The organism is Agrobacterium sp. SORGH_AS 787 (assembly GCF_030819035.1).
Lineage (GTDB): Bacteria > Pseudomonadota > Alphaproteobacteria > Rhizobiales > Rhizobiaceae > Agrobacterium > Agrobacterium larrymoorei_B.
In genome coordinates this window covers 1,702,011-1,722,699 of record NZ_JAUTBG010000001.1, presented here as the reverse complement: position 1 = coordinate 1,722,699, position 20,689 = coordinate 1,702,011, and the positions used below count along the sequence as shown (strand labels likewise).

The 20,689-nt window shown below is 57.3% G+C and carries 14 protein-coding genes and 1 pseudogene; 4 read left to right on the top strand and 11 right to left on the bottom strand.

What is annotated here, in order from left to right:
* Positions 1-18 precede the first annotated feature (18 nt).
* Positions 19-597, bottom strand: a complete 579-nt coding sequence (locus QE435_RS07565; protein WP_349040820.1) for a histidine phosphatase family protein — start codon at positions 595-597, stop codon at positions 19-21.
* Between the two features lie 756 nt (positions 598-1,353).
* Here QE435_RS07565 and QE435_RS07560 point away from each other — a divergent pair.
* A pseudogene (locus QE435_RS07560) lies at positions 1,354-5,159 on the top strand (vitamin B12-dependent ribonucleotide reductase).
* Between the two features lie 254 nt (positions 5,160-5,413).
* On the opposite strand, the gene QE435_RS07555 reads toward QE435_RS07560, so the two are convergent.
* The 6 genes from QE435_RS07555 to QE435_RS07530 all read right to left on the bottom strand — a co-directional run bounded on the left by QE435_RS07555 (position 5,414) and on the right by QE435_RS07530 (position 12,955).
* A complete protein-coding gene (locus QE435_RS07555) occupies positions 5,414-6,865 on the bottom strand; it encodes an SMI1/KNR4 family protein (RefSeq protein ID WP_349040819.1) in 1,452 nt (483 codons plus the stop codon).
* A gap of 257 nt (positions 6,866-7,122) precedes the next feature.
* Entirely contained in the window at positions 7,123-7,470 is a 348-nt protein-coding gene (locus tag QE435_RS07550; RefSeq protein ID WP_306928093.1) for a hypothetical protein, read from the bottom strand.
* A 172-nt stretch (positions 7,471-7,642) separates the two neighbouring features.
* Positions 7,643-9,250 (bottom strand): ABC transporter ATP-binding protein, encoded by a 1,608-nt coding sequence (locus tag QE435_RS07545; RefSeq protein ID WP_113180238.1) that lies wholly within the window; start codon positions 9,248-9,250, stop codon positions 7,643-7,645.
* Position 9,251: 1 nt separating this feature from the next.
* A complete protein-coding gene (locus QE435_RS07540; protein ID WP_306928097.1) occupies positions 9,252-10,382 on the bottom strand; it encodes an ABC transporter permease subunit in 1,131 nt (376 codons plus the stop codon).
* Entirely contained in the window at positions 10,375-11,298 is a 924-nt protein-coding gene (locus tag QE435_RS07535) for an ABC transporter permease subunit (protein WP_349040818.1), read from the bottom strand. The genes QE435_RS07540 and QE435_RS07535 overlap by 8 nt, the downstream gene beginning before the upstream one ends.
* A 58-nt stretch (positions 11,299-11,356) precedes the next feature.
* Positions 11,357-12,955 carry a peptide ABC transporter substrate-binding protein gene (locus QE435_RS07530; RefSeq protein ID WP_309770237.1) on the bottom strand — a complete coding sequence of 533 codons (1,599 nt, stop codon included), beginning with the start codon at positions 12,953-12,955 and terminating at the stop codon, positions 11,357-11,359.
* 380 nt (positions 12,956-13,335) lie between these two features.
* On the opposite strand from QE435_RS07530, the gene QE435_RS07525 reads away from it, so the two are divergent.
* The 3 genes from QE435_RS07525 to QE435_RS07515 all read left to right on the top strand — a co-directional run bounded on the left by QE435_RS07525 (position 13,336) and on the right by QE435_RS07515 (position 16,139).
* The gene (locus tag QE435_RS07525; RefSeq protein ID WP_306928103.1) at positions 13,336-14,133 is read left to right on the top strand and encodes a DeoR/GlpR family DNA-binding transcription regulator; all 798 of its coding nucleotides are present in this window, start codon (positions 13,336-13,338) and stop codon (positions 14,131-14,133) included.
* Between the two features lie 83 nt (positions 14,134-14,216).
* Positions 14,217-15,725, top strand: coding sequence for a glycerol-3-phosphate dehydrogenase (gene glpD / locus QE435_RS07520; RefSeq protein WP_349040817.1), 1,509 nt, complete (start codon positions 14,217-14,219; stop codon positions 15,723-15,725).
* 87 nt (positions 15,726-15,812) lie between these two features.
* Complete coding sequence (locus QE435_RS07515; RefSeq protein WP_349040816.1) at positions 15,813-16,139, top strand: ATP-binding cassette domain-containing protein; 327 nt, start codon at positions 15,813-15,815, stop codon at positions 16,137-16,139.
* 162 nt (positions 16,140-16,301) lie between these two features.
* Here the strand turns inward: QE435_RS07515 and QE435_RS07510 are convergent, their stop codons facing one another.
* The 4 genes from QE435_RS07510 to QE435_RS07495 form a co-directional block, all read right to left on the bottom strand.
* Entirely contained in the window at positions 16,302-17,324 is a 1,023-nt protein-coding gene (locus QE435_RS07510) for an LLM class flavin-dependent oxidoreductase (protein WP_349040815.1), read from the bottom strand.
* Positions 17,325-17,415: 91 nt separating this feature from the next.
* On the bottom strand, positions 17,416-18,504 hold the full coding sequence (locus QE435_RS07505; RefSeq protein ID WP_349040814.1) for a glycine betaine/L-proline ABC transporter ATP-binding protein: 1,089 nt from the start codon (positions 18,502-18,504) through the stop codon (positions 17,416-17,418).
* Complete coding sequence (locus tag QE435_RS07500; protein ID WP_306928123.1) at positions 18,497-19,384, bottom strand: proline/glycine betaine ABC transporter permease; 888 nt, start codon at positions 19,382-19,384, stop codon at positions 18,497-18,499. The genes QE435_RS07505 and QE435_RS07500 overlap by 8 nt, the downstream gene beginning before the upstream one ends.
* A 149-nt stretch (positions 19,385-19,533) precedes the next feature.
* The gene (locus QE435_RS07495) at positions 19,534-20,535 is read right to left on the bottom strand and encodes an ABC transporter substrate-binding protein (protein ID WP_349040813.1); all 1,002 of its coding nucleotides are present in this window, start codon (positions 20,533-20,535) and stop codon (positions 19,534-19,536) included.
* Between the last annotated feature and the right edge of the window lie 154 nt (positions 20,536-20,689).

Sequence of the window (20,689 nt, the reverse complement as noted above, 5' to 3'; positions counted from 1 at the left end):
ATCCGCCCTCAGGATCGATCAGCTATTCCATGCCCGAATAACCGGTTCCTCGATATCGTGTTCGTAGCCCAGCACGCTGACACTTGCCGTACCAAGGACAAAGCTTCGTCCGTATTCAGGTGGAAGCCCAAGCCACCGGGCTGCCAGCACGCGCAGGAAATGCGAACTTGAGAAGATCAGGATGGTCTCCCCGCTGACCCGGATATCGTGGATGATACGATCTGCTCGCGCGCCCACCTGTTCAATGCTTTCACCGCCGGGAGCGCCATCACGAAAAAGCTGCCAGCCGGGTGCCGTCTGGTGGATCTCCTTCGTGGTGATGCCTTCATATTGTCCGTAGTCCCATTCGTTGAGGTCCGGCTTCACGGACATTCCGGAGGCAAATCCAGCAAGCTCGCATGTTCTGCGCGCGCGCAGAGAAGGGCTCGACCAGACCACATCCGTGGTGATCCCTTTCAGTCGCTCGGCGAGCAATCTTGCAGCATTTTCTCCGTTCGGCGTTAGATCGATATCCGACCTTCCGGTGTGACGACCGGACACCGACCAAGCCGTCTCGCCGTGTCGAACCAGAAAAATCTGTGGCAGCGATGATTGCATCGGGTGTCCCTTCCATGGATCGTGATCGGAGGTTAGATAAGGCCCGTCGTCGTTTCAAGATTTTGCTGTTCTGTTTCTCTTCTGGCGTGGGAGCCCGAACCGGAAACCCTTCCGGCTACCGCTATATCTTGTATCGAGGCACCTCCACGCGCCCCACGCATCGCAAACATTGTGGATAGGCATGGCACTTGTTGCTTGTACGCAACAACGAGAAGTTCCCACAGTGGCGCCATATCGCCCCCTCCGTAACGACAGGCAAGCTTCACGCAAGGGAAGAGGCGAGGGTTTGGTCGCCGCAAGTGCCTGATATTTATGGAAGGTTTTTCTTTCCCCGTTTTCCACACCCTATCCCCACCACATCTTGTGGTAAATGAACCCTTACAAACTAGGCCTTGACGGAATCAGCACGTTTTCTAAAAGTAGCTCCATGTTGCGGCAGCAACGGAATCGGCAGTTTCATCTGCGGTTCTCTCCTGTATCTGTTCACGCGTTGTCTTGCGTTCCAACCACGAGGGGTGTGGAACGTAGGGCTGTGTCCGTCAGGGAGCTGTCAAAACGTGCGGCGGGGTATGGCGACAAGAAACTGTTAATACTATATATAGTATGCTTGCAGCCACGATAACCACGACATAAGGGAACGACATCCAAGGATGAACGTTTCCAACTCATCGGCAGACAACTGGCTGCGCATGGCCCATGCGAAGCCAGAACGATATTTTGCGCCTGATCGGGCGCCAACGGACAAGGACACCTACGATGCGCATCGAACGCCGCTTTACGAAGCCCGGCCAGTCGCCCTACGCGGAAATCGAATTCCGCAAGGCAGTCAGCGAAATCAAGAATCCGGACGGTTCCATCGTGTTCCGCCTCGCGGATATTGATGTGCCGGCGCAGTTCAGCCAGGTGGCGACCGACGTTCTGGCGCAGAAGTATTTCCGCAAGGCTGGCGTTCCGAAGGTTCTGAAGAAAGTCGAAGAGAACGACGTCCCGTCCTTCCTGTGGCGCTCCGTTGCCGATACGGCTGCCATGAAGGATCTGCCTGAGGCTGAGCGTTACGGTTCGGAAATCGACGCGCGTCAGGTTTTCGATCGCCTCGCCGGTACCTGGGCCTATTGGGGCTGGAAGGGCAAGTATTTCTCGTCCGAGAAGACGATGCTCTCGCCTTCCGCGATGAGCTCGCCTACATGCTCGCCACCCAGCGCGTCGCGCCGAACTCGCCGCAGTGGTTCAACACCGGCCTGCACTGGGCCTATGGTATCGATGGTCCGGGCCAGGGCCACTTCTATGTCGACCCCTTCACCGGCAAGCTGACCAAGTCCAAGTCCGCTTACGAGCATCCGCAGCCGCATGCCTGCTTCATCCAGTCCGTTGAAGACGATCTCGTCAATGAGGGTGGCATCATGGACCTTTGGGTTCGTGAAGCGCGCCTCTTCAAGTACGGCTCCGGTACCGGCTCCAACTTCTCCTATCTGCGTGGCGAAGGCGAGAAGCTTTCCGGCGGCGGCAAGTCCTCCGGCCTGATGAGCTTCCTAAAGATCGGTGACCGCGCAGCCGGCGCCATCAAGTCCGGCGGCACCACCCGTCGTGCAGCCAAGATGGTCGTCGTCGATGCCGATCACCCGGATATCGAAGCCTATATCGACTGGAAGGTGAACGAAGAGCAGAAGGTTGCTGCCCTCGTCACCGGCTCCAAGATCGTCGCCAAGCACCTAAAGGCCATCATGAAGGCCTGCATCAACTGCGAAGGCGACAACGGCGATTGCTTCGATCCCGCCAAGAACCCTGCCCTGAAGCGCGAAATCCGCGCTGCCAAGAAGGACCAGGTTCCGGAAAACTACATCAAGCGCGTCATCCAGTTCGCCCAGCAGGGCTATAAGGATATCGAGTTCAAGACCTACGATACGGACTGGGATTCGGAAGCCTATCTCACGGTCTCCGGCCAGAACTCCAACAACTCCGTGTCGTTGAAGGACGACTTCCTGCGCGCTGTCGAAAGCGACGGCGACTGGAACCTCACCGCACGCCGCGACGGCAGAGTGATGAAGACGCTGAAGGCACGCGACCTGTGGGAAAAGATTTCGCATGCCGCCTGGGCTTCTGCCGATCCGGGTCTGCACTTCAACACCACCATGAACGACTGGCACACCTCGCCAGCCGCCGGTTCCATCCGCGCATCCAACCCATGCTCGGAATACATGTTCCTGGATGATACGGCCTGCAACCTTGCTTCGCTGAACCTCCTCCAGTTCAAGGACGCGGCGACCAAGAAGATCAACATTGCCGATTACGAACATGCGGTTCGCCTGTGGACCGTCGTTCTCGAAGTCTCGGTGATGATGGCGCAGTTCCCATCGCGTCAGATCGCAGAGCGCTCTTACGAATACCGCACGCTCGGCCTCGGCTACGCCAATATCGGCGGCCTGCTGATGTCGTCCGGCATTCCTTATGACAGCGATGAAGGCCGCGCGATTGCCGGTGCCTTGACCGCGATCATGACCGGCGTCTCCTACGCGACGTCGGCTGAAATGGCTGGTGAGCTTGGTCCTTTCCCGGGCTTTGCGCCGAACCGTGACAACATGCTGCGCGTTATCCGCAACCATCGCCGTGCGGCCCAGGGCCTCGCCTATGGTTACGAAGGCCTGTCGGTAAACCCGGTTCCGCTCATCCATGCCGACTGCACCGATCCGGAGCTGATCAAGCACGCGGTTGCAGCCTGGGACAAGGCGCTGGAACTTGGCGAGCAGAACGGTTACCGCAACGCCCAGACCACCGTCATCGCGCCGACCGGCACGATCGGCCTCGTCATGGATTGCGACACCACCGGCATCGAGCCCGACTTCGCGCTGGTGAAGTTCAAGAAGCTTGCCGGCGGCGGCTACTTCAAAATCATCAACCGTGCGGTTCCAGAATCGCTGCGTTCGCTCGGCTACTCGGAAAGCCAGATTGCCGAGATCGAAGCTTACGCTGTCGGCCACGGCAACCTGAACCAGGCGCCTGGCATCAACCCCGGCTCGCTGAAAGCCAAGGGCTTCACCGATGAGAAGATCGAAGCCGTCAATGGCGCGCTGAAGAGCGCCTTCGACATCAAGTTCGTCTTCAACCAGTGGACGCTCGGCGCGGACTTCCTGAAGGACACGCTGAAGGTTTCCGACGAGCAGCTGTCCGACATCAGCTTCAACCTGCTGGAGCATCTCGGCTTCTCGAAGAAGGACATTGAAGCGGCAAACGTTCACGTTTGCGGTGCGATGACGCTGGAAGGCGCGCCGTTCCTCAAGGACGAGCATCTGTCCGTCTTCGATTGCGCCAACCCCTGCGGCAAGATCGGCAAGCGTTATCTCTCGGTCGAATCCCACATCCGCATGATGGCGGCGGCACAGCCCTTCATCTCGGGCGCGATCTCCAAGACGATCAACATGCCGAACGATGCGACGGTGGAAGATTGCGGTGCAGCCTACATGCTGTCCTGGAAGCTGGCGTTGAAGGCCAACGCCCTTTACCGCGATGGCTCCAAACTTTCCCAGCCGCTCAATGCTTCGCTGGTGGAAGATGAGGACGACGAGGACGCCATGGAAGAGCTGCTGGCTCAGCCACAGGCAGCCCAGGCCGTCACCATCACCGAAAAGATCGTCGAGCGCATCATCGAGCGTGTCGTTCGCAGCCAGGAAAAGCTGCCGACCCGCCGCAAGGGCTACACCCAGAAGGCAAAGATCGGTGGTCACACCATCTTCCTTCGCACCGGCGAATATGACGACGGCCGTCTTGGCGAAATCTTCCTTGATATGAACAAGGAAGGCTCGGCACTGCGCGCCTTCATCAACAACTTCGCGATTTCCGTTTCGCTCGGCCTGCAATATGGCGTGCCGCTGGAAGAATATGTCGACGCCTTCACCTTCACCAAGTTCGAGCCTGCCGGCATGGTTACGGGGAATGATGCGATCAAGAACGCCACGTCGATCCTCGACTACGTGTTCCGCGAACTCGCCATCTCCTATCTCGGCCGCCACGATCTGGCGCATGTCGATACGTCGGACTTCTCCAACACCGCACTTGGTCGCGGCGTGTCCGAAGGCAAGGCAGATGTCGTCTCCAAGGGCCTGACCCGCGGCTACAAGCCAACGCTCGTCTCCAACAATGGAAGCGAACGTGGCTCGGCAGAAATCAAGGGTTCGGCAACGGCAGCCCCTGCCCGCGCCTCGGCCAATGTGACAGCCATTTCCGGCAACGCAGCCCGCAAGCTGGAGGCAACCGTTTCAGTCGCCACCTCGGACGTCGTCGCCTTCAAGCGCGACTATGAGGAACGCGCCCGCGAACTGGCCGAAGAGATTGTAGAAGAAGTGGTCGAAACCGAACAGAGAGCCACCGGTCTCTTCTCGGACAAGGCCGCAGCGGACGCAGCCTCTGCTAAAGCCGACGCCAAGAAGGTTGAAAACGAACGCCGCATGCGCTCGATCGCTCAGGGCTATACCGGCAACATGTGCTCCGAGTGCCAGAACTTCACGATGGTCCGGAATGGGACTTGCGAGAAGTGCGACACGTGCGGTGCGACGAGCGGTTGCAGCTGATGACTGGATTGCCCCACTTAAAGGTCATAAAGTGGGGCGTCAAAGTTCGGAGAAGCTGTAGTGTTGCGTTCGTTTACTCACGAGATTCAAACGTGACCTCGCTTCAAAACTAAGGCTTCTTTTTAGGCCGTTACGCTCGAACGAACGTGACGGCCTATTCCTTTGGTGTCTTAGGAGGTCGTACCGCTCCAATCCTCAACACAAATCAGAGGAAACAGAGCAAGCGGGTCGCAGAATGCACCGGAAAACTTGAGTTAGACGACGTTCCAGTTTTCAACTCTAATATCGAGTCCGTGCTCTGGATCAAACCCTGCCTCGACGTGGATCGTAAACGCCCTTCCTCCATGAACGTAGATTGATGCCTTTCGCCCAAGTAACGGCCAAATTTCTGGGCTTGAGTTGATCTGTGGGAAGTCCTTGATCCACTCCTGCTTTTCCTCCGCATCCATGGCCTCAAACTCGGGATAGTATCGCTCTCTGTAAATGTGAAAGACGTGATCCTCGAAAGTTTTTCGGAAGGATGCCTTACTGAGTATTTCAGTTATGAATTCTATCACTTCAGCAGTCAGCGCATCCTCCTCACCACCGACGTGAAGTTCACATTTGAACTCCGCCCAGACCGGAGCCACCTTCTTCTTGAGGTGCCATTTATATGTTGTGTCGAAACCGAAGGTGCCGATGCCCTTCACACGCACATCCTTAATCGCTCCCTCAAGACGCCGAACGATTGTCCAAAGTCCCGATTTTATATCATAATACAGCAGGTATTGCTCATCGAAAGTCAGTTCGTCCCCAATCGTGCTCTTTACGGTCATCGTCATAAAACCCTTGGAGAGCTTCTGTCCGACAAACCCGCCATCATAGGGAGTGGGCATCCCAAACCGAATAGCGCGTCGCACGACAGCAGTTGAACCATGAAAGGCGTTCGTTGGCATTTCATGACCGCTGGCTATCGCACTTTTTTTGATATCCTCCGATGTCTCAAATCTTCGCCCGCTAACGTAATGGTCGAACTCTATGTTTCTAGCGCCATCAAAAATGGTCTCCTCGCGCCGGTCGAAGTAGCCTTGCAACAAAATTTCCGGAGTTGATGCAGAGGAGGCGATTACGCTCGGTTTTTTTATTTCACTGGCGAACAACCGCTTAAAAAGAGCCTCATTGTTTTTCTCCGCTTTTGCCCGGAGGTTTCTCTCAGGCCCCACCTGTTCAATGAATGTTGCAAAATCATCCGCGAGGCGTATGGGCTCAGAAGGTGTTTGATCGTCATGATAGCCAATGGGTCGGACACCCCAAATCGAACCCAAGTCCTCCCCTTCATTTAAATCAACGAGCAACCGAAGCGTTACACTAGGCCTAAACTCTCCGCTTATTTCACAAAGCGGATAATAAAGGGCTGGGTTGCCCGGTAGTCGTCCGCCCTCGTTGCGATCCAGATAATGCTCGTATCGGCTCTTGAAGAAAGCCTGATCTTCCACGCCTTTGAATCTCAAATTGAGAAGAGCGTCGCCTCGCGCAACAAGTACGGCACTGTAATCATACTCCAACTTCCAGGATCCGATATTCAAGAGGTACCACCGGATGTCTTCTGGAAGAGGCTTACCGACCAGCGCCTCAATGGCATCTACGGTCTCAGCATCATAGCGATAGGAATAATACGGGTCTCTCTCATACCCAGCGCGACCCACAGTATCTTCAATTCTGCTCATGACTGTCCTATTTCTTCACCCCGCTGCGCTCAATTCACGCAATGGAACGGGAGTATCCTCTCCATTCTGCAGTAATCAAATGTCAAAATTTAAACCTATTGATTCGAAAAATCAGAAAATACAACGCAGAGAAGAAGTTAAAGATTGAGTATTTCCATGTAAAGTGGCGGGTCATCGTAGTTGCCTCTTCAATCACCACCGCGACACAAAAAAGGCCCGCCTAAGCGAGCCTTTCCAACCTCTTCCGAAAACCTCAATCAAATCTCTGGACAACCTCGCTGGTTGGCGAAAGTGATGGTGTCGGGGCCGCGGCGCGTGTCGCCTTCGACGACCACGCGGCGTGGCGTCATGCGGACCACTTCCGGGTCGCGCAGGCCAGAGGCGCGAGCGGCGGCGCGAGCTTCGCGTTCGCTGCAGCCGGCCATGCGTGGCGGGCCACGGCGGTCCATGTCGCGGCGGTCGCGATCGCGGTCGCGGATAACCGGACGGACGCCATCTGGGCCGATCCGCAGTTCAACATCTTGCGCCTTTGCAACGGTAGATACGGCTACGCTTGAAACTGCCATAGTAATAGCAAGTCCTGCAACTTGAATAATCTTTCGCATGTTGCCTCCTCAGTGCCATTACTTCGGCACACGTCAATGTTCACAGCGCTATAACGTCGAGAAGCCTCACTGGTTCCTTTGCAGTAATCTTGGGAGGCAAGCAGATTACAATAGAATGCCCCGCCGAAGCGGGGCATATACGATTGATAGTGCGTATTGAGGGATCACCACCTCAGGCTGCTACATCCGCAGTGAAAGCGGATTTGATCAGCGTCTTGGTGTAGTCGGCAGAAGGCGCGTTGAAGATCGCGTCGGTCTCGCCTTCTTCCACGATCTTCCCATCCTTCATCACGATCACATAATCCGAAATCGCCTTGATGACCGAAAGGTCATGGCTGATGAAGATGTAGGAAAGGCCGTGCGTCTTCTGCAATTCGCGCAGCAGATCGATCACCTGGCCCTGTACCGAACGGTCCAGCGCCGAGGTCGGCTCATCGAGAATGACGACATCCGGCTTCAGGATGATGGCTCTGGCAATTGCGATACGCTGGCGCTGGCCGCCGGAGAATTCGTGCGGATAGCGGTTGCGGGCCGCAGGATCGAGACCCACTTCCTTCAGCGCTTCGATGGCGCGCTTGTCCCGCTCGGCACGGCTCAATTGCGGCTCGTGGACGAACAGGCCTTCGGTGATGATCTCGCCCACCGTCTGGCGCGGCGAGAGCGAACCGTAGGGATCTTGAAACACAAGTTGCAGCCGACGACGTAAGGGGCGCATCGCTTTGCGATCCAGCCCCGTGATCTCCTTCTTCTCGAAGGTAATCCGTCCCTTGGCATTGGTGAGCCGAAGAAGCGCGCGCCCAAGCGTCGATTTGCCGGAGCCGGATTCCCCCACGATACCAATGGTCTGACCCTGGCGCAGATTGATATTCACGCCATCAACTGCGCGAAACACGCTCGCCTTGGAGAGGAAGCCACCGGGAATGTCGTAATCGACGGTGACGTTCTGGCCGGAAAGCACGACCGGCGTGCCGTCAGCGACCGGCGGCTTGTGGCCGCTCGGCTCGGCATCCAGCAGCATCTTGGTGTAATCGGCCTGCGGGCGTTCGAAGATATCCTCCGTCGTGCCCGCCTCGACCACCTCACCGCGCCGCATCACCGTGACGCGGTCGGCGAAATGGCGCACCACGCCGAGATCGTGGGTGATCAGCACCACAGCCATGCCGAAGCGTTGTTGCAACGACTTCAAAAGATCGAGGATCTGCGCCTGGATCGTGACATCGAGTGCTGTCGTCGGCTCGTCCGCAATGAGAATGTCCGGCTCGTTTGCCAGCGCCATGGCAATCATGACGCGCTGGCGCTGCCCGCCGGAAAGCTCATGCGGGTAACTGTCGATACGGCGTTCCGGGTCAGGAATGCCCACAAGCTTCAGAAGCTCGAGAACACGCGCGCGCGCCTCGCTCTTGCTGCCGCCGCGATGATGCAGGATCGGCTCGGCGATCTGCGCCCCGATCCGGTAAAGCGGGTCGAGCGAGGTCATCGGCTCCTGGAAGATCATGGTGATCTTCGCGCCGCGGATGGTGTTGAGTTCATCGACCGGAAGGCCGATCAACTCGCGCCCGCGATATTTCGCCGATCCATTGATGACGCCATTGGAAGCCAGAAGCCCCATGATGCCCATCATCGTCTGGCTCTTGCCGGAGCCGGATTCACCGACCACGGCAAGCGTCTCACCTTGACGAACATCGAGATCGATGCCCTTGACGGCATTGACCATGCCATCCGGCGTGGTGAAGTCCACCTTGAGATTGCGAACCGTCAATATGGTTTCAGATGTCGTCATGTCAGCGATCCTTTGGATCGAGTGCGTCACGCAACCCGTCGCCCACGAAATTGAGGGAGAACAGGGTCAGCACGAAGAACAGAGCCGGGAAGATCAACAGCCAGGGTGCCGACTGCATGTTGTTGGCGCCTTCCGAAATCAGCGCACCCCAGCTCGTCAACGGCGCCTGCACGCCAAGGCCAAGGAAGGAGAGGAAGCTTTCCAGCAGGATCACCTTCGGCACCACCACGGTGACGAAAACGACGACCGGGCCAATGGTGTTGGGGATGATGTGACGGCGGATGATCTGCCAGTCGCTCAAGCCCAGCGCCTGCGCGGCACCGACGAATTCCCGTCTTTTGAGCGCCAGCGTCTGCCCACGCACGATACGCGCCATATCTAGCCATTCGACAGCCCCGATCACCAGAAAGATCAGGATGAAGCTTCGGCCGAAGAAGACCACGAGCACCACGACGAGGAAGACGAAGGGCAGCGAATAGAGGATTTCGACAAAGCGCATCATCACATTATCGACACGCCCGCCGATGTAACCGGCGGTCGCGCCATAAACGACGCCGATGCCGAGCGACACAAGGCTTGCCAACACACCGACGGCAATCGAGATTTGCCCGCCCAGCATCACGCGGGCCAGCATGTCACGTCCGTTGGTATCGGTGCCGAAGAAGAAGTATTCCCGGTTCACCTCGCCTTCCAGCTTCAGTGTCCGGCCATCGTCTTCGGTGGCCACGACCTTGGTGTTTTCGAACTCGTTGGCACGGTCGAAGTAGCGTGTCGTCCGCGGATCGATGGCGCTGCTGGAGGTTACGGTGGCGGTAAAGGTCTGGCCGCTGACGGCAAATTCCTTCAGCTCGACGCGGGCACGGCTCGCCACACCCTCCACCACCTCCTGCAGATTGTTCACATCCGGACGGGGTTCCAGGCTTGGCGGCACGGAGACGTAGGAGGAGAACACCTGATCATAAGTGTGGCTCAGGAAATGGGGGCCGATGAAAGAGAAGAGCGTGATCAGCACCAGCATGACGGAACCCGCCATCGCCGCCTTGTTGCGGCGGAAGCGCATCGTTGCCAGCTGGAACAGGCTTCGGCTCTGCACCTCGGCTTGGGGTGGAAGATTGGTCGAAATATCAGTCATGTCGAACCCTCGGATCGAGAAGGCCGTAGAGAATATCGACCACGAGATTGAAGAGGATGACGAAGATGGCAACGAGAACGACTGTTCCCATGACCAACGTATAGTCGCGGTTGATGGCGCCAAGAACGAAATAACGGCCAACACCTGGAATGGTGAAGATCGTTTCGATCACGGCAGAACCGGTCAGAAGCGCAGCAGCGCAAGGTGCCAGATAAGAGACGACCGGCAGCATGGCTGCACGCATCGCGTGGAAAACCACGACGCTTTTTGCCGGAAGGCCATAAGCCTTGGCAGTGCGAATATGGTCCATCCGCAAAGCCTCGATCATCGCACCGCGCGTGAGACGCGCGATCACCGCAAGCTGTGGCAGTGCAAGCGCAATCGTCGGCAGGATGAGATAGCGCAGCGATCCGTCACCCCAGCTACCGGCAGGTAGCAGGCCGAGGAAGACGGCAAAGACGAGTGTGAGCACCGGCGCAACGACGAAGTTCGGCACGGTAACACCCACCGTCGAAATCGACATGATGGAGAAATCGAAGGCGCTGTTTTGCCGAAGGGCCGCAAACGTACCGGCAAGCACGCCACCGATCAGCGCCAGAAGCAGCGCATAGCAGCCAAGCTCCAGCGAGTAAGGCAGGCCTTTGCCGATCAGCTGCGCGACGGTGTTATCCTTGTAAATATAGCTCGGACCGAAATCGCCGGTCACCGCATTGCGCAGATAAATCAGATACTGACGCCACAATGGTTCATCCAGATGATAGATCCTCATCAGGTTTTCCATCGTTTGTGGCGGCAGGGGCCGTTCAAGGTTGAACGGACCGCCCGGTGCAAAACGCATCAGGAAAAAAGAAATGGTGACGACGATAAATAGCGTCGGCACCGCGCTCGCCAGACGGCGCAGAACAAATGAAATCATGGCTTTTCAGGCTCCGGGCATGGCACGGCGGGGTTATCAACCGCCGTGCCAGCGCTGCTTATTCGGAAACGCTCAGAAAGCGGCTCAAGTGTTCATTGGCGGCATTGTCGTGCCAACCCTTGACGCGATCCGAGACCAGCCAGAGATCGGCCTGGGTCAGAAGCGGTGCCACCGGCTGCTCCTTCATCAGGATGGTTTCAGCCTCATGCAGCAGCTTGGAGCGGGCTGCCGGATCCTTTTCCTCATAAGACTTCTTCATCAACGCATCATATTCGGCGTTGTTGAACTTGGCGTAGTTGAAGGTCTTGTTGGAGGAAATGGAAAGCGCCAGGAAGTTTTCAGCATCCGCATAGTCGGCAACCCAGCCGGCACGCGCGACATTGTATTTTCCGCCTTCCTGCAGGTAGCCGTAGTGCGAGGCGACGTCGAGGTTTACGAGCGAAACCTTGGCGCCGAAGGTGTTCTTCCACATATCGGCGATGGCGGTAGCCACGCGCTCGTGGTTCGGGTTGGTGTTGTAGCGGATTTCGATGGAGAGCGGCTTGCCGCCTTCACCGTAACCGGCTTCCTTCATCAGCTTGAGGGCTTCGTCTTCACGGTCAAGCTGGGACATGGTTGCGAAATCGGCCTTGGACGGCTCGCCGTAGGAGTCCATGCCGGGCGGCACCATGGAATAAGCCGGAACCTGCGAACCGCTATAGATTTCCTTGGCCAGGAAGTCGCGGTCGACAGCCATGGAAAGCGCGCGGCGGACGCGCACGTCACTATAGGGCGCTTCGCGCGTATCGAAGGTGTAGTAATAAGTCGCAAGGGTCGGCGACACATGAACCTGCTCGCCATAGGACTTGCGCAGACGATCGAGCTGATCGGCCGAGAAGTTGTAGGCGAGATCCATTTCCTTGGCCTCGAAGCGACGGACCGAGGCGGCCTGGTCGTCGATCGGGTAGAAGATCACCTTGTCGATCTTGGTATTGGCAGCGTCCCAGAAGTTCGGGTTCTTGACCACCGTCAGGCTGTCGTTCGGCACGTGCGACTGAAGCGTATAGGCACCGTTCGAGACCATGACGCCCGGCTTGACGAAATCCTTGCCGTTCTTGTCGAAGCTCGCCTTGGAAACAGGCAGTGCGGTCTGGTGCGCGAGAAGCTCGAGGAAGAAGGGCGTCGGGCGCTCGAGCGTGATTTCGAGCGTCTTATCGTCCACCGCCTTCACGCCAAGCTGATCAAGCGGCAATTCGCCCTTGTTGATCTTTTCGGCATTCTTGATGGGGTAGAGAATATTGGCATATTTGGCTGCCGTCTTCGGGTCCTGAACGCGCTGGTAGGAAAACACGAAGTCTTCAGCCGTCACCGGCGAACCATCCGACCACTTGGCGTTATCGCGCAGCTTGAACGTATAGACGGTGCCGTCATCCGACAGCTTCCAGCTTTCCGCCGTGCCGGGAACGATCTTGCCGGCAGCGTCGTAAATCGTCAGGCCCTCATAAAGGTCCTTGAGGATGAAGGCTTCGATATTGATCGAGGTCTGTGCCTGATCGAGAGTTTGGGGTTCCCCCGGATTACCGCGATGCAGAACGGTTTCAGCAAGAGCGGAACTGGCGCCAATCAGAAGTGAGCCGAGAAGAATTGCGGCTCGCGTTGTCGTTTTAAACGAAATCATTTTTTTAATGCTCCCAGACAGTTTGAGAGGCCTAAAACAAGGGCAAATTGGCTTGACGCGCAACCCCCAATATTTTCAGCCACTTCAGGCCTGCCTTTTGAGCAGGCAATATTCATGAATGCGCAACAATGCGGCAAGGCAAAATATCTTGGAAAAATATCGGGATACGCGACGTCGTAATCGGTCAAGCTGACTGACAAATTTCGTTGAGACATGACGTCTGCCTGTGGAAAACGATGAACCGAGAAGCGCAAATAGAGCCCACCTTTTAGAGAATCCTCTGCCGACAGGCTGATGGGGAAAGAGAGTGAAGGGCGCTTGAGCGGCTTTCGTTTTTGGCTAAACTGAAACAAAACGAAAAGATTTTAGGGCGTCATTCAATGTTTTTCAGCGCGCGTCAAACCGAGATCATAGAGCTTGCAAAATCCGAAGGACGAGTGCTGGTCGAAGACCTCGCGGCACGCTTTTCCGTTACGCCTCAAACGATCCGCAAGGACTTGAACGAACTCTGCGAAAACAGAACGCTGAACCGCATTCACGGCGGCGCGATTTTCCCGAATGGCACCGAAAATATGCGCTACGAGGCGCGCCGTTCGATTGCCGCGAGCGAAAAGCAGGCCATCGGCAAGGCGGCAGCAAACATCATCCCCAACAAGTCCTCGCTCTTCATCAATATCGGCACAACAACGGAGGCGGTGGGCGATGCGCTGCTCGATCATCAGGAACTGATGGTCATCACCAATAATATCAATGTCGCAAACCGGCTGCGTATCTTCCCGTCCATCGAGGTCATTATAGCCGGCGGCGTCGTGCGCGGAACCGATGGCGGCATTGTTGGCGAGGCGGCAGTGGACTTCATTCGTCAGTTCAAGGTGGATTATGCGGTGATCGGCGTTTCCGCAATCGATCAGGACGGCGCTCTGTTGGACTACGACTTTCGGGAGGTGAAGGTAGCCCAGGCCATCATCGCCAATGCGCGCCATGTGATCCTTGCCAGCGACTCAAGCAAATTCGACCGCACAGCCCCCGTCCGTATCGGCCATCTCTCGCAGGTTCAGACCTTCATTACCGACCATTGCCCGTCGGAATCCATCCGCAACATCTGCCGGGAAGCAGGAGTCGAGCTGATCGAAACAACCCCACGAGAGACAGACATCATAGACGATAGTTTCGTTTGACATTCGCTTTCAGTTCCTTTTATTTTCCCTTTAACAAAAAATGCTTCGCCTTCAAGGCGCAAGACAGCAGGGAGTGGTGACAGGTGGCTCAAGAGGCGGTTCGCGACATCTTCGTGATCGGCGGCGGTATCAATGGCTGCGGCATCGCGCGTGATGCGGCTGGCCGGGGTTATTCCGTCACGCTGGCCGAGATGAAGGACTTTGCTTCCGGCACGTCCTCCGGCGCCACCAAGCTGATCCATGGCGGCCTGCGCTATCTCGAACATTATGAGTTCCGTCTCGTGCGTGAAGCCTTGATGGAACGCGAAGTTCTGTGGGCGATGGCGCCCCATATCATCTGGCCGATGCGCTTCGTTCTGCCCTTCCACAAGGGTGGCATTCGCCCCGCCTGGCTGATCCGGCTCGGTCTCTTCCTCTACGATCACCTCGGCGGTCGCAAATTGCTGCCTGCCACCAAGTCTCTCGACATGCGCCGCGATCCGGCTGGCAAGCCGTTGAAGCCGCTCTTCACCAAGGCCTTCGAATATTCCGACGGCTGGGTGGATGACGCGCGTCTCGTGGTGCTGAACGCACGCGACGCGGCAGACCGCGGCGCGGACATCATGAACCGCTCGAAGGTAACTTCGGTCCGGCGCGAAAACGGGCTTTGGACCATCAACGTCCAGAACATCGAAAGCGGCGACGTGAAAACCGTGCAGGCACGCATGCTGGTGAATGCCGCCGGTCCCTGGGTGGATCAGGTTCTGTCCAACGCGGCTGGGAAAAACCAGGTTCACAATGTTCGCCTCGTTCAGGGCAGCCATATCGTCGTGAAGAAGAAATTTGACGATCCCCGCGCCTATTTCTTCCAGAACCCCGACAACCGCATCATTTTCGCCATTCCTTACGAGACTGACTTCACTCTGATCGGCACGACCGACCGCGACTATGACGGCGATCCGTCGCAGGTGAGGATCAGCGACGAGGAAACGGATTATCTCTGCAAGGCGGCCAGCGAATATTTTGCCGAGCCCGTGACGAAGGATGATATCGTCTGGACCTATTCCGCCGTTCGTCCTCTCTATGACGACGGCGCATCCAAGGCGCAGGAAGCCACGCGCGACTATGTGTTGAAGCTGGAGCAGAACACCGGCGAGCCGCCGCTGCTCAACGTCTTTGGCGGAAAGCTTACCACCTATCGTCGCCTTGCCGAACATGCGCTGGAAAAGATTAATGAAGCGATCGGCACCAAGGGTTCGCCCTGGACGGCGAAAAGCTCGTTGCCGGGCGGCGATTTTGCTCCGACCGGCTATGATGCTGAAGTGGCAAGACTGAAGGGCCGTTATGGCTTTCTCTCGGATCGCCATGCCCGCCGTCTTGTCAGGCTTTACGGAACGAAGGCTGCGGTCTTCCTGGGAGATGCGACAGGTGTGGAGGCGCTCGGTCGTCATTTCGGCGGCGATCTTTACGAACGCGAAGTCGCCTGGCTCATGGAAAAGGAATGGGCCAGAACGAGCGAGGATGTGCTCTGGCGCAGGACCAAGCAGGGCTTGCATTTTTCCGTAGAGGAAGCCGCTGCCCTGAACGAATACATGACGACAAAGGCTGCTTAAGACGACTGATTAAGAAGCGTCGTAACGGCGCTGCGTAAGACATATTGATTGCAGACATCTTGGTGGTGGAGGAGGCCGCGGGACAGAATGCTTGAATTGCGCAACATCGCGAAGATGGTGGGCGGGGATTATCATATCTACCCGACCAATCTCACACTCAAGCGGGGCACGCTGAATGTCCTGCTTGGCCCGACCTTGTCCGGCAAGACCTCCTTGATGCGACTGATGGCCGGCCTCGACAAGCCGACCGAAGGCTCGCTGATCTTCGACGGCGCCGATGTGACGGGCAAACGCGTGCAGGACCGCAGCGTCGCCATGGTCTATCAGCTGGCACCGCAGCTAAAAGTCGAGAACGAGAAGGAGAAGCCGCTTACCGTCAACTACGACGAACTGGTGAAGAGCTGGCAGAAGTAAGTCGAAGGCCCAAAGCATGTCGCGCAAAAGTGTGATGCGGTTTTGCAATCACGATACGCGATGCGAGAAGGGCTTGAAGCGTGAAACGCGAATCCGAAAGATCGCAACACGCTCTAAGAGAGCGAAAGCCGGGGGAACATTTTCCCCGGCTTTCCTAATCAATCAGCGCCAGCCAAGTTCCGGCGCAACATGTTTCAAGATCGCTTCCAGTGCATGGACGTTATAGTCCACACCCAACTGGTTGGGGATTGTCAGCAGCAGGGTATCGGCTTCGGCCACCGCCTCATCCTTCGCCAATTCTTTCACCAAGACATCCGGCTCGGCTGCATAGGACCGACCGAAGATCGACCGCGTATTGGCATCGATGTAGCCGACACTGTCACTTTCTTTCGAGCCCCGACCGAAATAGGCGCGATCGCGGTCATCCACCAGAGCGAAAATACTCCGGCTCACCGACACCCGTGGGGTGCCGCTATGGCCAGCTTCCTTCCAAGCTTCGCGATAGGCGCGGATCTGCGCCGCCTGCTGGACGTGGAAGGGTTCACCGGTTTCGTCGTCTTTCAGCGTCGAGCTTTGCAGATGCATCCCATGTTTTGCCGCCCAGACCGCAGTCGAGTTGGAGCCCGCACCCCACCAGATGCGATCTTTGAGACCCTCGGAATGCGGCTCCAGTCGTAACAGACCCGGAGGGTTCGGAAACATCGGCTGGGGATGGGGCTCGGCAAAGCCCTTGCCTTTGAGGACCTGCAACAATATCTCTGTGTTGCGACGGCCCATGTCCGCATCGCTCTCCCCTTCCGCGGGGCGATAGCCGAAATAGCGCCAGCCGTCGATCACCTGTTCCGGCGAGCCTCGGCTCAAACCCAGTTGAAGACGTCCGTTGGCTATCAGATCGGCGGAGCCTGCATCTTCCGCCATATAAAGCGGGTTCTCGTAGCGCATGTCGATGACGGCCGTGCCGATCTCGATCGACTTGGTGCGCGCGCCGACTGCCGCGAGCAACGGAAATGGCGAAGCAAGCTGGCGCGCAAAGTGATGCACGCGGAAATAGGCACCATCGACGCCGATTTCCTCAGCGGCGACGGAGAGCTCGATGGATTGTTGCAGAACGTCCTTGGCAGTACGTGCTTGCGAGTGAGGCCCCGGGCTCCAATGGCCGAAGGACAGAAAACCGATCTTCTTCATAAGGTAAAACCTGCTGGCTCAATTAATGTGGTTGTCCCACATATAGTGCGGCACCAGCAGGATGTACCTAAGCGATTAGTGAACAGTCCGTTCAGGCCTGCGCACGAACGACATTGTTCCCGTGAGGAAGCTCCGCAGACCCAGATCCAGGCGCATTGACCATGGCGCCAGCCAGTTGACGGAACGTCACGATGCCGAGCGGCTCTGCCTGTTTGCCAACAACCGTCGCAACCTCATGTCCGCCGATAGCAAGCAGACGCATGGCCTCTTCAATGCTGGTGCTGGCAGGAACCGGCGGTGCATCCGCAACGACACCGCTGCGCACTGGCGTCATGACGGCCTCAACATTGACGACGCGACCGCGGTTCACTTCCTTGACGAAGCTTTCGATATAGGCGTCGGCGGGACGAAGCACGATATCCTGCCTGTCGCCCTGCTGGATAACTTCGCCATCGCGCAGGATGGCAATCTGGTCACCAAGACGGAGTGCTTCATCCAGATCATGCGTAATAAACACGATGGTCTTCTTGATCTCGCTCTGAATATCGAGAAGCACAGTCTGCATATCCGTACGGATCAGCGGGTCGAGCGCCGAATAGGCTTCGTCCATCAACAGCACCGGCGCGTCGTTGGAAAGCGCGCGCGCGAGACCGACACGCTGCTGCATGCCGCCTGATAGCTGGTTGGGGTAACGTTGTTCGAAACCCTTCAAACCAACGCGTTCCAGCCACCGCATAGCGATGTCGATGCTCTTGTCACGCGCCACACCCTGGACTTCGAGTCCATAGATCGTGTTGTCCAGCACGTTGCGGTGGGGCAGAAGCGCGAACTTCTGGAACACCATGGCCGTCTGATGACGCCGGAACTCGCGAAGCTCCGTCGGCGACATCTTCACAACATCCACGCCATCCACCAGCACCTCACCGGCGGTCGGGTCGATCAGCCGGTTGATGTGGCGGATCAGCGTGGACTTGCCGGAACCGGACAGGCCCATGATGACCTGAATGCAGCCGGATGGAATGGTGATGTTGATATCGCGAAGCCCGAGCACATGGCCATACTTCTCGTTCAACTCTCCCTTCGTCAGGCCGTTGCGCACGGCCTCCACATGGGTCTGAGGGTTGGAGCCAAAAATCTTGTAGAGATTGCGGATTTCAATACCGCCGAAACCATCAGCCATGGGCGACCTCCTGGTGCTTCTGAAGCCGCTTGCCATAGGCCTGGCTGATCCGGTCGAAGATGATGGCAATGCCGACGATGGCAAGACCGTTGAAGATGCCGAGGGTGAAGTACTGGTTGGCGATGGCTTTCAGCACCGGCTGACCCAGCCCCTGCACACCGATCATGGATGCGACCACCACCATGGCAAGTGCCATCATGATCGTCTGGTTGATACCCGCCATGATCGTCGGCAAGGCGAGCGGCAATTGTACCTTGAAGAGCTTCTGCCAGCCTGACGAACCGAAGGCATCTGCCGCCTCCAGCACATCCTTGTCGACCAGGCGGATGCCGAGATCGGTCAGGCGGATCATCGGCGGGATGGCATAGATGACGACGGCGATCAGGCCAGGAACCTTGCCGATGCCGAGCAGCATCACCACCGGTATCAGATAAACGAAGCTCGGCATCGTCTGCATCACGTCCAGCACGGGATTGACGATCCGCTGGAAGCGATCGGACCGCGACATGGCGATGCCGATCGGAAGGCCAATCGCGATGGACAGGACCGTACAGACGAAGATCATCGAGATTGTCCGCATCGTGTCGGTCCACATGTCGAAATAACCGATGAGGAGAAGTGTGATCATACAGCCGAAAACGATCTTGATGCTGCGGCTTGCAACCCAGGCAATTCCCATGATGATCAGGATGATGATCGGCCACGGTGTCTGTGTCATGAAGCGTTCGGCCGAGATCAGAAAATGCTGTAGCGGCGAAAAGAACGTTTCAATAGCGCCGCCCCATTCTCGGGTAAAGCCGCGGAAGCCGTCGTCGATCACCTTCTTGAGGTTCCGGAGAGCCTCATCATTCATATGCGGAAATGTGTAAAACCAATCCATAGTCATCCCCTGTGAGCGTTGCCCCTGGAGGGGGAACGGTCTAACAGTGACGTATCGTCACCCACGGCGTTGACACGCGGCAGATGGGCGCCGCATGTCGTTTCGCGTGCCGCGCGTTCTCAAGAGAACGGCGTGGCGAGGGGGAGTAGTTAGAGAGACGCCTTGATCTTCGCGGCTGCTTCCGGCGAGACCCATGTTGTCCAGACGTCGGCATTTTCCTTGAGGAAGTGCTTGGCGCCGTCTTCGCCAGTCGCCTGGTTGTCGGTCATCCATGCCATCAGCTTGTTGACGGTGGCGTTGTCCCAGGAACGCTTGTTGAGATAGGCCATCACGTCAGGGCCAGCCTTTTCGGAGATGGGCTTGGCGACGAGCGTCACGACCTGGTCAACCGGCCAAGCGTTCGGCTTGGGATCCGGGCAATCGGCAACCGTATTGCAGCGCTTCCATTCCGCCGGATCGTTCGGCACGTCCTGCGTCAGCTTCACCATCTCGTATTTCCCGAGAATCGCGGTCGGCGCCCAGTAATAGCCGACCCATGGCTGCTTGCGCTCATAAGCCTTTGCAATCGAGCCATCGAGACCGGCCGCAGAACCGCTGTCGATCAGGTTAAAGCCAGCCTTTTCGCCGCCATAGGCTTTGAAAAGCTGCGCGGTTACCACTGTACCACCCCAGCCCTGAGGGCCGTTGACGACAGCGCCCTTGCTCGGATCTTCAGGATCTGGGAACAGCTTCGGGTTCTTGAAGACATCTGCGAAGGTCTTGATTTCAGGATGCGCGTCCGCGAAATATTTCGGGATCCACCAGCTTTGAACGCCGCCATCCTTGAGGGCCTTGGCCGCGACGACCAGCTTGCCTTCATCGACGCCGCGCTTGACGACATCTGGAAGCAAATCCACCCATGCTTCCGGCGCGATATCCGGCTGGCCCTTCTCGGCCATCGAGGTGATGGTCGGAACGGTGTCGCCGACGGTGATCTCCGCGGTGCAGCCATAGCCTTCGTTGAGGATGATCTTGTCGATGGCGGAGAGCACTTCAGCGCTCTGCCAGTTCATGCTGGCGATGGTGGGGCTACCGCATTCGGCAGCGTTGGCGGCGGCAGCGCCACCCAACAGTCCAAATAGAAGACAGGTCGATGCAAGAAGTTTGTTCATATCTGTTCCCTTTGTTGGCGGCATCTATGAAAGCGCAAGTGCGCCGCTGGCACCAGGCTCATTTCTTGTCTTTTGCAAGCTTGAACGGATGATGGCGTGAAGACCGCCGACAGCCTGCGCAGAAAGCGACGGGTTTTCGCTCAACTACGACAGG